This window comes from Pseudoalteromonas sp. Of11M-6 (genome assembly GCF_022347905.1).
In the GTDB taxonomy this organism is placed as follows: Bacteria; Pseudomonadota; Gammaproteobacteria; order Enterobacterales; family Alteromonadaceae; genus Pseudoalteromonas.
Genome location: NZ_JAKRFW010000076.1, coordinates 1 through 13,875, shown reverse-complemented (window position 1 = coordinate 13,875; position 13,875 = coordinate 1). Strand labels below are relative to the sequence as shown.

Here is a 13,875-nt window from a genome sequence, read left to right as displayed (position 1 = left end):
TGCCGCCTAGTAATCTAGGCAAAAGTTGAGCAACAATGAACAAAGCGCACTCAGATGAACCCAAAGGGCAGCGCTTGATTAGCATTTCTACTGTGTTATCGCCAGACTTACATAGAATGACTATGCTACGCTGGTTCTGCCTTGTATAAATACCAATCAAACTGCTGCAAAAACAAACTTGAAAGATCAACAGGCCCTAGTTTCTACTCAGTAAAAATGCCATCGCTTGATCTGCGGTGAGTGGTTTGGAAACAATATAACCTTGACCAAATTGGCAGCCTTTTTGCTTTAATAGCTGCCACTGGGTTTCGAGCTCGATACCTTCGGCGACAACGGTCAGGTTAAGTGATTGTGCAAGCTTCAAAATCGCATCAACTAGGGGGTTTTCTCTTTCAGTTAGTTGGTCAATAAAGCTCTTATCAATTTTAAGCACATGAATGGGGAGCTGGTGCAAATAACCTAAAGCAGAGTAACCGGTGCCAAAGTCGTCAAGATAAAGCTTCACTCCAAGGGATTCTAATCCTTGAATAATTTTGGTTGCAAGAGCTAAGTTTGCTATTAATCCAGATTCTGTGATTTCCAAACATAAAGAGCCAGGTGTAAGCTCATAATGATGATAAAGTTGCTGAATTGTATCTACGAACTCTAAGCTTGCGAAATGTCGCGATGAAACATTTACCGTAACGCGAGTTTTCGGCAGCTTTTGCGCTTTCCAACGTTTGAGTTGTTTGGCTGCTAATTCCAACAAATGTAAGTCAAGTTCAATGATCTGTCCGGTTTGCTCTGCAATTGGAATAAAAGCATCTGGAGAGACGAGACCATTTTTGGGGTGAAACCAACGGACAAGGGCTTCAAAGCTCACAATAGCGCCAGTCGTGAGAGAAAATATCGGCTGATAGTACAGCGCAAATTCATTGTTTTTTATGCCATGTTGCAGATCATTTTCAATATCGGCTTGCTGTTTTAGGCGCTTGCGCATGGCATTATTAAAATAGCAGACCTGACCCCGACCCGAAGATTTTGCTTCGTACATGGCGGCATCTGCTTGCTGCAGTAAATTAATTGCGCTATCGGACTCGTTATCAGTGAACGCAACGCCAATACTGCCTGACGCTTGCAGAACATGACCATCTATATGAAGGGGCTTGGTTATTGCTGTGGTGATCCTATCAAGTAGCAGAGTGACTTGTTGCCTGTCTTGGACATTTTCCATAAAAATTGCAAACTCATCACCCCCGAGCCGCGCGAATGTATCGGTTTTGCGAATACAGCCATTTATCATCTCGACAATAGCAATCAAGAAATGGTCACCAACATCGTGGCCAAGTGAGTCATTAATGCTCTTAAATCTGTCTAAATCCAGATAAATTAGGCAGTGCAAATTAGAGGACTCGATTCGTGCAAGCCTCAAAATGGCATGCTTGATCCGCTCTAACAATAAATAGCGATTGGCAAGACCTGTTAAGTCGTCATGTAAGGCTCTATGCTCTAACGCTTGTCGTGAAAGCTGCCGGTCTATGGCCATGCTGACTTGGCGACTTATATAAGTCAAAATAGATAAATCATGATTCACGAAAGCTTGGTCGTTATTGTAGCTTTGCAGTACAATCACGCCCTGATATTGATCATTAACCAAAAATGGTACGCCTAACCAAGAGCGCGGCGAGCGGCCCACCATTTTAAAATCACCCCGCGTAATGTGCATTCTAAATTGATTGTTATCACACAGCAGTGGTCGTTGGTTCTTCAGAATATAGTAGGATGCAGTATGCTTAATCTGATCTTTTGATACTTTTTGATGTGCATTACATTTTTCGCCTCCCTCAATCAAATAATCGATTTCTAAAATATCCTGTTGAGTATCATAAAGGCCGATAAAGAAGTTCTCGGCGCAAAGCTGAGAGGCAATGATTTTATATAAGTCATCATAAAAAGCTTCAAGGTTCTCAAAGCGGTAAGTGATGTTTGCAATTTTAAGCAGGGACTTTTCTAAATTCTGTGCTTGGTGTAACTGGGCAATCGTGGTTTGGAGGTTTTCTAAGGTACGTAACTGATGGATTTTGGCACTGAGCAGATGTGCGACCGTCGATAATATCTGTAAATGCGCGGAGGTAAAATAATCGGCCTCTGGATGCTCACAGTCAATCACACCGATTAAATGACCGTCATACTCAAGTGGTACACAAAGCTCTGACATGGCGGGTCGTAAGTCAGCAATGTACATAGGGTGAGCGGCGACGTTTCCAGAAATAAAGGGCGCTCTAGTCGTTGCTACTTGACCAGTAATACCTAAACCAATCTTTATCTTGGTTTGTTCAACACGATAATCACCATTAGCATGGGAAACGCCCATACTTGCAGCGACTTCTAGATATTCTTGGTAAGGATCAGCGAGATAGATAACACAATCGACAAACCCCAGTCGGTTGACAACCTGTGTCGTAACGTATTCAAATAATTCGTCAAGTTTGGTTAGATGCAGCAGCGACGAAGAAAACTGGTTAATGATGCTAAGCTGCTCAGTTTTTGATTCTAATTTTTGGTTCTCAGATAGCATACAGATTTCTCATGAAAAGATGCTACTAAGTTAACTTAAATTGTACATATTTACCAATATTGTGAAAAATGAAAACGCGCTAAAGTAAACTCACAAAGTGAAATAATCTGCGGTTGGCCTGAAAAACTTTACTAACACCCATGTGCAGCCTATGATCGGGCAAATTCAGCAGTGGAAGAGAGCAATGACGAGCAAACAAACGCTAACGATTACACGACCAGATGATTGGCATGTGCACCTACGTGATGGTGATGTATTGGTCGATACGGTAAGAGATATTAGTCGCTATATGGGCCGCGCGATTATCATGCCAAATCTGGTCCCACCAGCAACTTGCACAGAGACTGCTTTGGCTTATCGTGACCGCATAATGGCCGCTAATCCTCAAGGTAACTTTCAGCCTCTAATGGTGTTGTACCTTACGGATAACACTACTCCTGAAGAAATAAAAAAAGCGAAAGCAACCGGTCATATCGTTGCTGCTAAGTTGTATCCAGCCGGTGCGACGACAAACTCAGCGTCGGGGGTAACGGATATTGAAAACGTGTATCCAGCACTTGAAGCGATGCAAGAAGTTGGCATGTTGCTGCTTGTGCACGGTGAAGTGACGGACTCATCTATTGATATTTTTGATAGAGAAAAAGTATTCCTTGAGACTAAGCTATCTAAAGTCGTTGATAACTTTCCAGCGCTAAAAATCGTACTCGAACATATCACAACAAAAGATGCCGTTGATTTTGTCAATCAAGCACCTGACAACGTTGCAGCAACTATCACTGCTCATCACTTGCTTTATAACCGCAATCATATGTTGGCTGGTGGTATTCGCCCTCACTATTATTGCTTACCTATCTTAAAGCGTAATACACATCAACAAGCGCTAATTGAAGCGGCGACAAGCGGAAGTAAGAAATTCTTTTTGGGCACTGATTCAGCCCCTCATGCGAAAGATAAAAAAGAAGCCGCATGTGGCTGTGCCGGTGCATACACTGCACATGCCGCAATAGAGCTATACGCCGAAGCATTTGAAGACGCGGGAGAGCTTGATAAATTAGAAGGCTTTGCGAGTCACTTTGGTCCGGACTTTTATGACTTACCACGCAATACAGATACCATTACGCTGACTAAGTCTCCTTGGCAAGTGCCTGATGCATACAAATTAGGTGAAGGATCTGTTGTTCCTATTAAAGCGGGTACAACTATTGACTGGAAAGTTGAATGAGATTTAAACAAAATGTAATTAAATCTTCTTAATCCTAACTAGAAAGCGCTATTATGGCGCTTTTTTCGTAACAAAATTAAAATTCACAGAATACAATTTGTTTTTTATTAATTTTAATATAGTATTCAATATAAATATTAAAACTAAGCTTAATTGAGAGAGTATCAATGCGTGAGATCAAGTCTTTTATTAAAAATGCAAGCTACGGTGATTTAGAAAAAGCGTTAGAGCTTATCCAAAAAGCACTGGACGAGCAAAAGGAACAACAGCAAGCTAAAGAAGAGGTATTGGCTATGCTGAAAGAAAAAGGACTTACGCTTGATGATTTAGTGGGCACTACGTCAGCTGACCGTCGTTCTAAAGTAAAAGCAAAATACCGTATTGAAAAAGACGGTGAGGTAATCGAGTGGACTGGCCGTGGTAAAACACCTAAAGTATTCCAAGGTGTTAACCTAGATGATTATCTAATCTAATAATGCTTTATTATGAAGGTGGTTCGGTATTGAACAACCTTTGTTTAAATTGCTTAAATAAAAGGCGTACCTTAGTAGGTACGCCTTTTTTGACTTAATTATATATCCCCTGAGGCGCTTATTTACGTTTTAAGACCTTATCAGCAGGAAGCGGTACAAAATACACTGCTCCACTTTCGTAAATCTAGCGAGTCTGCAGTAATTGTTTTGCCTACTGGCGCCGGAAAGAGTTTAGTTATTGCGGAGCTTGCACGGCTTGCTAGGCACAAAATATTAGTGTTGACTCATGTTAAAGAGCTTGTAGAACAAAATGCACAAAAATATAAAAGCTATGGATTACAAGCGAGCATTTTTTCTGCTGGATTAAAAGAAAAGTCGTTACAGCATCAGGTGACTTTTGCCAGTGTGCAGTCGTTGTCTCGAAATTTGTCACAACTTAATCAATTCTATTCATTAGTTATCATTGATGAATGTCACCGAGTAAGTGGTGATGATAATAGTCAGTATCAGCAAATTTTAAACCAGCTGACTGAATTTAATCCTGAATTAAAGTTACTGGGCTTAACAGCAACACCTTATCGCTTGGGTATGGGATGGATATATCATAAGCATTATCACGGTTTTGTGAGGGGGAAAGCAGAATCACCATTTAAGCGGTGTATTTATGAGCTGCCGCTCAGATATATGATAAAAAACTCGTACCTAACGCCACCTAAAAAAATTGATCCAGCGGTTGAAAATTATGACTTTTCTAGTTTAAGTACAGATTCATTTGGGCGTTATTCAGAATCTGATATGAATACATTATTACAGGCTCAGACCCGTGCAACAGAAAGCATTATCTCGCACTTACTAGCGCTAAGTGAGAATAGGGTCGGCGTAATGATTTTTGCCGCGACGGTTATGCATGCAAAAGAAATTCTCGGCTATTTACCTGAGCAATATAGTGCGCTAATAACGGGTGAAACCAAATCTGCCGTGAGAGATGCACTTATCGTCCAGTTTAAAAATAGAGAAATTAAGTATTTAGTGAATGTTTCTGTGCTGACTACCGGGTTTGACGCGCCCCATGTTGATGTTATCGCTATCTTGAGACCCACGGAGTCCGTGAGCCTCTATCAGCAGATTGTAGGCAGAGGACTTAGGTTAGACGAAAATAAAGAAGATTGCTTTGTCATTGATTATGCTGGCAATGACTTTGACTTATTTGCACCTGAAGTGGGAAGTAAAAAGCCAAATTCAGACAATGAGCCCGTACAGGTGCTGTGTCCTGGTTGTGGCTTTGCCAATATTTTCTGGGGCAAGGTAGACGAGCAAGGCAAGCTTATTGAGCATTTTGGTAGGCGCTGTCAGGGGTTGCTTGAAGACGATGAAGGTCACTCACAGCAATGTGATTATCGTTTTAAGTTTAAAGAATGTGAGCAGTGCGGTGCAGAAAATGATATTGCTGCAAGGCAATGTCATCAGTGCGGCGGAATAATGGCAGACCCAGATGATAAGCTGCGCGCGGCACTGAATTTAAAACATGCAATGGTATTACGCTGTAGCGGGCTATGTAGCGAAGTACTCGGTGGCAATAAATTAAAAATTACTTACTTTGATGAGGATGGGGCAAGTTGCAGTGAAGTCTATGACTTTTCTAATCAAAAGAGCCTATTTATATTCCACCAGCAATTTGCAAAGCGGAGAAAGTCAACATCGGCACCTGCGCAATGGCAGTCAGCTGAAGAAGTGATAGATACTGACTTAATTGCACCGGATTTTGTGATTGCTAAATTACACAAGAAGTTTGGTTGGCAGGTTTCTGAAAAGCTGTTTGATTATCAAGGAAGCTACAGAAAGGCCGACAAAAGTTAGCTTTTCTGTAGCAAGTTTATTCTTCCGAGGCCATTAAGCCCCAGCCATCACCATATCCTTCATAGCCATTGGCTATGCTTTCTAGGTATTGCTCTGTCTGACTCAGCAGCTCGTGCATAGGGACCATAGTCACTGTGGTGATCACTTCCCAAACGCCAGTATCAGGACATTGTTGTAACTGGGTTTTAGGTGCTAATTCATCTTTCTCAATCGCGCTACTGAAGCGCTTAGCATCATCAGCTTGCTCGAAAAGAATATAAAAATCGATATTCTGCATTTGCGTCAGATCAACGCCAGCAGCGGCAATCTCAGCTAAAAGTTCACCGTTATCATCATTTGGGAATTGCATAATTTCACTCTGCAGGTTCAATTGCTGCTATTGTCCGTCATCTGCAAGAAAATAAAAAGGATGAATGTAAATAAATGTGCGATAAAGCCACTGCGTTACATCAAAATACACCCTATGTTCAGCTTAAGCTCAGTAAAATTGCACTTTCTCTGAAAAGTCGTTTTACAGTATCCATTTTCACAAGCACAATGGCGTTATCGATGCCCATAAGTCGCGATATTTAGGTCGTTTTATTTAAATGAAGCTGTATTTCTCTTGTTTAACACTAGCGCTTTTTTTGTGCTGCTTTTCCTCGTTTAACGCAGGTGCGGAGTCTCGCCCTGCATCAGTAAAAATCTCCAACATTGAAGTCAAAGTCGAAAACGGCGATGTAGAAGACAACATCACTGGTTTTTTAAAATCTTACAAAGGTAAGCCAAAAATCCCTCGGGTGATGAAAGAGGTACGTGCGGACATACGTCGCGCTTTGCATGCTTTAGGTTATTACCATTTTGATATTCAACTCAGTGGAGAAGGGCAAAACGTCATAGCCGAAGTCAAACTTGAAGCACCACTTAAATGGAAAGATATTAATATTGAGCTTGTGGGCACAGGGAAGGACAATGCGGATTTAGTTTCGCTTATCAAAGATGTACCAATCCAAGTTGGCAAGCAAGTTAATCATAGTGATTATCAGGCAACGAAAAGCCGCTTTGAAAGCGAGCTACTAGAACTTGGATATTTTGATTATCAATGGCAGGAGTCCAAGTTGCTTGTTCACAAAGCGAATCGCTATGCTGGCGTGCGACTACTTCTCAACACAGGTAAACGTTATCAATTTGGCGACCTTGCTATTGAGGGAAACACCAAAGCGGCTAACTATATACGTTCGCTAAGCCCATTTTCGAAAGGGCAGCCGTTTGAAGCTAGCCTCTTGTCTGATTTTAATCTTTCTTTAAATGCCACACCTTATTTTAGTGCGATAAAGGTTTATCCGCTGTTAAAGGACCGGACGAGCGATCAGATCCCCGTTCGAGTGAGTGTTGAAGACAAACCCGCAAATAGCTTTGAAGTGGGTGCTGGCTACAGTGATGATGTGGGTGCAAAAACCCGTTTTAAGTGGACTAAACCTTGGATCACCGAGGATGGCCATTCCTTTGAATCCAATCTGAGGCTGTCGCAAAAGCAACAAGATATCACTGCCAGTTATACCATTCCAGTAGACAATCCTAACGACGATTTATGGCGTGTGTTAGGCGGTTATAAGGTGCAGGATGAAGTAACTGAAGGGATCAACAGCCGGATTTGGAACGTACAAGTACAGCGACAATGGCTAACGGATGACGAGTGGGTGAGGACGGCGTTTTTGAAACGTGAACACGAAACTACGGAACAGCTAGGCGAAAAACAACGGACGGAAATGTTGATCCCAGGTATTAGCTACTTAAAGAAAGAAAGTAAAGGTGGAGCGTTACCTTATTGGGGGAACGAGCGCCTGATCTCCATTGAAGCTGCAGCAGATTCTGTACTATCGTCTGCAAATATGTTGAAAGTGAGATGGAACAATGAATGGTTAAGAAGCTTTGAAACCAAGCACTTGTTTTTTGGTCGTTTAGACTTAGGGGCGATTGTGACAAAGGATATTGACCAAATTCCGTTTACCCATCGTTTTCTTGCTGGGGGGGATCAGAGTATCCGTGGTTTTGCCTATGAATCTATCGGCCCTCGCGATGACGAAGGGCGCATACTTGGCGGCAGATATTTAGCCACTGGTACAGTGGAATATAACTATCAATTCCATCCAAGTTGGCGAGCTGCTTTGTTTGTTGATGCGGGTACTGCAACGAACGATTTCTCGGACGCTTGGGAAGTTGGAGCTGGGTTTGGTTTTCGTTATTTAACCCCCGTTGGTCCAATCCGGCTCGATCATGCTTGGGGGCTGACCAAAGAAAGTAAAAGCACCCGTCTCAGTATTGTTATAGGACCTGAAATCTAATGCAGTTCAGAAGCTTAAGAATCAAAATCATTACTGCCATTATTAGCTTATTTTTACTTTTGGTTTGTTTATGCTTTACCTTGCCTGGGCAAAAGTTACTGGTTTGGACAGCGAATAAAACGGTTTCAGGGTTAGAAATCGATGGCTTAGATAAGCGCTTGTTATCTGGCGCCAATCTTACGTTGCGTTATCACAATGACAATATAGATATTCGTCTTAGAGACACCAAAGTCACTGTTGAGTGGTTGACCTGTGCCAGCGTTTGCATTGCGCTAGACGCAAAAACGATAGCGATCGTACAAAAGCAGAAAAGTGTCAGCGAAGCGGAAACTACTGAAAGTGGCCAAGTTGAGTTACCACTGCCAATTGCAATAAAACGTGCTCAAGTTCAGCAATTCTCGTTGGACACGCCGGAAATTACTGTGCGATTGCAAGGCTTAGACACGCAGTTTTCAGGTTCTGGCTCACATTTTAATGTCCCTTTTTTGCTGTTAGACAGTGTGAAGTTGACCACAAAGGCAACTGAACAGCCTGTGCCTGCAAAATCGCCAGCACCACTTAATGCAATAGCGCCACTCCAGCTGCCTAAGATAGACCTACCGCTAACCGCTGAGCTCGGCGAGTTAAAGATTAACAACCTCGCGGTAGATGAGCAGACACTTGAGAATATCAAGCTTTCTCAAGTTGTAGTGGATGAAAATGTGGACGTGGAGCAGGTTCAGCTTAACTATCAAGAATGGTTTATATCAGCAGCGGCAGAAATCTTGCTTAATGACTGGACTATTGATCTGAGGTCAACCTTGAGCGCGCCACAGGGATTAGCCAGTTTAACACTGGCGGGTCGCCCTCACGATCTCACGCTTACTTTGAATAGCGAGGGAATGGCTTTTGCACAACTGCAAGCCCATGCGGATTTGACAGCGACAAACTGGCCTTTTGATTTACAGGGTCAAATAGATAAATTAGTTATTCCTTCAGAGCCCACGACTTTAAAAGGTGCGACACTCGGCTTGAGCGGGGATGCCTCAAAATACAATTTGTCAGGCTCAATCGCTGTTAATACTGTGCAGTTTGGTGATGTTACCGCGACACTTGAAGGGCAAGGTGGACTACAAGCGTTTACATTAGCTAAAGCAAAGCTTCAGCTTGAAAAAGCGCAAGCGCAAATCGCGGGACAAGTGAACTGGTCGCAAGGGGTGAAGGGTAAAGTGAACGGGGACTTTTCTCAGCTACCAGTCGATAGATTACTAGGGCTAGTGCAATACGATGCAGGCCTGACGAAAAACGATATGCTGGCAGGGCAATTCGCGTTTGATTTTATGAGTCAAGGTGAGCAGTGGCAGGTTAATGTTGAGCGCTTTAAGCTCGATGGTAAAGTGGCGGGTACACCACTTAATGCGGACGTTAAGGTCGTTGTGGATGAGAGCCTGCTAGGTGAGTTTAGCCATGCACGCCTGAATTATGGCAAAAATAGCCTGACGGTAAGCGGTGAGCTTGGTCAGCAGTTAGATCTCGATATTGACTTTCAGTTTGAGCAGGCGGCAAATACGCTTATTCCAGCTGACTTAAAGGGCAGTGGTGAAATCTTTGTTCAGGGCGACCACCTCAAGCCAAGGATTCAGACCGATATTAAGTTTGACTCTGTGCGTTACCAGAATATAGCACTACATGGCTTAACGACGAAAGGCACGGTTGATATTGCCAATGAAGTGACTGGGCAAATTAAACTGGCATTAGACCGTTTGATTGTTGACTCTGAAATGGTTGAAGACATTAGTCTAGCTGTGAAAGGCAATCAGCAGCAACATAACGCGACATTGGATATTCGTGATAAGCGAGTGGTTGCAAGCTTTGAAGTCAATGGCAAGTTGCAACAGTCCACTTGGCAGGGAGAATTATCGTCTGGAGAGGTAACTTCCCAAGGGCAAACGATAGCATTGCAAAGTCCTGCCGCAATCGTGATCAGTGAAGTCAGTCAACGCATTGCAAAGCAGTGTTGGCGGATGGATGATACTGATTTGTGTTTTGCAGCCGAGCAACAAGGCACACAAGGGCAAGCCGATGTTAAACTGGAGAAATTGGCACTGGCTAAACTACAAACTTGGTTGCCAGCAGAGCTCAAAATAACAGGTGAAACTCAGGCCGTGGCTAAACTTGCGTGGCAAAACGGCCAAGTAACGCGAGCCGATGGCGAGCTGAACATTGTTGATGCCGGCATTACGACTCATGGGCAAACATTTTCAATTTCTGAATTTAAAGCGTTACTAAAAACCAATAACAAGCAAATCCACGCTGATTGGCGCATGACCTCCGAAACCTTAGGTAAGTTCAGTGGTGATACGCGTGTGCCGCTAGATAAACAATCCCCCCAATTAGCTGGTAACGTAAAAATAGAGTCAATTGAGCTGGCTAAGTTGTCAGCGCTACTAAACCGAGTAACGGAACAAAGTTTTGACCTGCAAGGGGAAGTGTTAGGGGATATAAATATTTCAGGTAGCCTCGCGGCCCCTGAAGTGAACGGTAAACTAACTGCTCAGCGCTTATTTATGTCTTCTGACTCTTTGCCTGTTGAAATTGATAAAGGTCACATCAATCTTGATTTTAATGCCACTTCAGCTCAACTTGAGGCTGAGTTAACAGCAGCAAAAGGCGGCAAGGTAGCACTAACTGGCGAAGCCTATTGGTCGCCCGAGCTCTCTGCTGAAGTCAAAATAAAGGGCGAAAATATTTATGTGCAACCAGACTCACAGATTGAACTAACCGCAAGCCCAGATCTAACACTTGCCTATAAAGGTAAGATTGCGCGAGTACTTGGAGAAATTGTGGTGCCGTTTGGCCGAGTAAACATTGAATCTCTGCCTGAGGGAGTCACCTCGCCAAGCGACGATGAAGTCATTGTTGATGCTAAGGTGCAAAAGCAGATGTCGGTGCCAGTTCAACATGAAATAGATTTAAAACTGACCGTTAAAGATAATTTTAGGGTGAAGGCGCTTGGGCTAGATAGCTTTGTTACCGGTGCAATCGAAATTGACAAGCAAGTTGAGTCGCCAATGTTAGCAACGGGAGAGTTGCAATTGCGAGAGGGGAAATATCGTGCATTTGGCCAAGACTTGTTGATCCGTACTGGGCAAATTGGCTTCAATGGTGCATTAGATAAACCTTATTTGAACATTCGAGCTATTCGAAATCCAGCGACAACCGCCAATGATGTAATAGCGGGTGTTGAGCTCACGGGCAATATTGCTAAGCCGCGTTTGACTGTGTTTTCAGAGCCTGCAATGGACCAAGCCAAGGCACTGTCATACCTACTTAACGGTCAGCCTTTAGGGGAGTCAGAAACCTCTAACAATGCGCTACTCACGCAGTTTTTACTCTCACAGGGAATTGACCGCAGTGAAGGATTCTTTAGTAAGGCGGGGGAATCGCTTGGACTTTCGGATGTTAACCTATCAGCAAAAGGCAGTGGTGACGATACACAGGTCGAGGTGTCAGGTTACATCACCCCCAATGTTCAGGTCAGTTATCGTGTTGGGGTATTTGAGTCTATTAATGAAATTGCGCTGCGTTATCGTGTTTTTTCGAAGTTTTATGTTGAAGCCACGAGCGGTTTGTACAACAGTATAGACTTCTTATACAAATTTGATTGGGATGATAAATGAAACTGCTTTGGCTCGTTCTAGGTTTTGTGATATTTCCTCTCAAAGCACAAGAAACAACGGAAATTAGAATCAGCGCTGGTGCCGATCCGTACATTATAGAGCTGCTTACTTTGAGTTTATCCTACCAGGTAGAGTCAGCGAGGCTCGTATCAGTGAGAAGTATTCCTTCTCAAGACAGAGCGGTGCGCCTACTTGGAGAAAAAGGGGGGCTGGATGTCAGTTGGTTAGTGACTAACTCACAGCGCGAAAAGGCCGCGAGTGCAATTCGCATTCCCCTAGTGAAAGGGATTTTGGGTTATCGCATTCCTTTAGTGCACAAACATAATCAAGCCTTACTGAGCGGAGTACGCTACATTGGCGACTTGCGCCGAGTTACTTTTGGTTTACGCAGAGATTGGCCAGACCATCAGATTTTTGAGCGTAATGGCCTCAGTGTGACTTCTTTCTCACAAGAAGACAGTGGTTACGACATGCTGTTGAAAAAACGTTTTGATGTGCTACCAAGCGATTTAGTGAGTATTGAAGCTGCCCTGAGTGACACGGATTTGGTAGCAGATCAGCATGTGGTGTTTTACTATCCTTCGGCGGTATATTTTTTTGTTTCTCACGACAACCCGTTGCTCCATAGCCAAATTGAGAAAGGCCTTAAAAGCGCACTGCAAGATGGCCGATTCGAGGCGTTATTTTTAAAACACTTTTCCGCTCGTCTTGAAAAGCTAGATCTTAAAAACAAAACAGTCATAGAATTAGACAACCCAAACCTGCCACCCAGTGCGCCGTTGGAGGTGCCATTTTATTGGTATAAACAAGGAAAATAATAATGAAAAAAACCTTACTACTTATTGCGCTTGGCATAAGTTCATCTCTTGTCTTTGCAAAACCTTATACAAAGTCACCATCGGAAGTCGTTGCTGAGGCCAAAAGCAGCGACTGGCAGCAGCTGGACCCTGAAAATATTCTTAAAATAGAATTACAAACAGGATCGGTCTATATCGCGCTTAACCCTGAACTTGCGCCCAATCATGTGGCAAATATTAAAGCGTTAGCGCGAGAGGGGTTTTACACAAACTTGAGTATGTATCGGTTTGTGGAAAACTTTGTGGCCCAAGGCGGCGATATGTCGGACAATAAAATGCCGCAAAAAGGAAAAAAAGCGATTGCCGCTGAGTTTTTTCATAGCACAGAATCAACCTTGAAGATCACACCTCTTGCTGCTGTAGACGGCTACGCGCCGCGTACCGGGTTTTTAAATGGTTTTGCCGTAGGACAAAATGAAGCTGGAACTAAAACCTGGATGACACACTGCGTTGGTTCGTTTGCCATGGCCAGAACCAACGATGTTAATAGTGGTGGTACCGAGTTTTACATCACGTTGACGCCGCAGCGGTACCTAGACAAAAACACCACCGTGTTTGGGCAGCTGTTATCGGGAATGGAGCATGTTCAGCATCTAGATCGTAAACCAGTTGCTGGGCAAGCGTATAATGTTATCAAAGGCGTTACGGTACTTGCTGATGTAAAAGATGCACCTTCTTTTAAAAGGCTAAAGACAAATACGCCGGTTTTTGAGTCGCTAATTGCTGCACGTAAAAATAGAGCGGGAGATTGGTTTGTTGATACGCCAAATCACACCGATATATGTTCGGTCCCCGTCCCTGTTGAAATGGAAGACACGACAGGGGAATAAATAACCTGAGCTGCGGATAATTAATGCCTTTCTAGCAGCTAGTTTTAGCGCTAACTGCGTTGAATTCACTTCCAATAGCCAGCTATTGGTGCGTAA

9 protein-coding genes are annotated in these 13,875 nt (G+C 43.3%); 7 read left to right on the top strand and 2 right to left on the bottom strand.

Going from position 1 to position 13,875, the window contains the following annotated elements:
- Positions 1-196: 196 nt before the first annotated feature.
- Entirely contained in the window at positions 197-2,557 is a 2,361-nt protein-coding gene (locus MHN32_RS22410) for an EAL domain-containing protein (RefSeq protein ID WP_239422852.1), read from the bottom strand.
- Between the two features lie 184 nt (positions 2,558-2,741).
- Here MHN32_RS22410 and pyrC point away from each other — a divergent pair, with 184 nt between their 5' ends.
- From pyrC to MHN32_RS22395, 3 genes are all read left to right on the top strand, one after another.
- Entirely contained in the window at positions 2,742-3,779 is a 1,038-nt protein-coding gene (gene pyrC, locus MHN32_RS22405) for a dihydroorotase (protein ID WP_174169966.1), read from the top strand.
- 167 nt (positions 3,780-3,946) lie between these two features.
- On the top strand, positions 3,947-4,252 hold the full coding sequence (locus MHN32_RS22400) for an H-NS histone family protein (RefSeq protein WP_010606613.1): 306 nt from the start codon (positions 3,947-3,949) through the stop codon (positions 4,250-4,252).
- Positions 4,253-4,354: 102 nt separating this feature from the next.
- The gene (locus tag MHN32_RS22395; protein WP_239422853.1) at positions 4,355-6,109 is read left to right on the top strand and encodes a DEAD/DEAH box helicase; all 1,755 of its coding nucleotides are present in this window, start codon (positions 4,355-4,357) and stop codon (positions 6,107-6,109) included.
- A gap of 16 nt (positions 6,110-6,125) precedes the next feature.
- On the opposite strand, the gene MHN32_RS22390 is transcribed toward MHN32_RS22395, so the two are convergent.
- Positions 6,126-6,458 carry a ribonuclease E inhibitor RraB gene (locus tag MHN32_RS22390; protein WP_010606615.1) on the bottom strand — a complete coding sequence of 111 codons (333 nt, stop codon included), beginning with the start codon at positions 6,456-6,458 and terminating at the stop codon, positions 6,126-6,128.
- 238 nt (positions 6,459-6,696) lie between these two features.
- Here MHN32_RS22390 and MHN32_RS22385 point away from each other — a divergent pair, with 238 nt between their 5' ends.
- From MHN32_RS22385 to MHN32_RS22370, 4 genes are read left to right on the top strand one after another with little or no spacing between them, the layout of a single operon-like run.
- Positions 6,697-8,433 (top strand): outer membrane protein assembly factor, encoded by a 1,737-nt coding sequence (locus tag MHN32_RS22385; protein ID WP_239422851.1) that lies wholly within the window; start codon positions 6,697-6,699, stop codon positions 8,431-8,433.
- A complete protein-coding gene (locus MHN32_RS22380; protein WP_206473365.1) occupies positions 8,433-12,092 on the top strand; it encodes a translocation/assembly module TamB domain-containing protein in 3,660 nt (1,219 codons plus the stop codon). The genes MHN32_RS22385 and MHN32_RS22380 overlap by 1 nt, the downstream gene beginning before the upstream one ends.
- Positions 12,089-12,910 carry a transporter substrate-binding domain-containing protein gene (locus tag MHN32_RS22375; protein ID WP_010606618.1) on the top strand — a complete coding sequence of 274 codons (822 nt, stop codon included), beginning with the start codon at positions 12,089-12,091 and terminating at the stop codon, positions 12,908-12,910. Before MHN32_RS22380 ends, MHN32_RS22375 begins: the two co-directional genes overlap by 4 nt.
- A gap of 2 nt (positions 12,911-12,912) precedes the next feature.
- Positions 12,913-13,779, top strand: a complete 867-nt coding sequence (locus tag MHN32_RS22370) for a peptidylprolyl isomerase (RefSeq protein WP_239422850.1) — start codon at positions 12,913-12,915, stop codon at positions 13,777-13,779.
- The last annotated feature ends 96 nt before the right edge of the window (positions 13,780-13,875 follow it).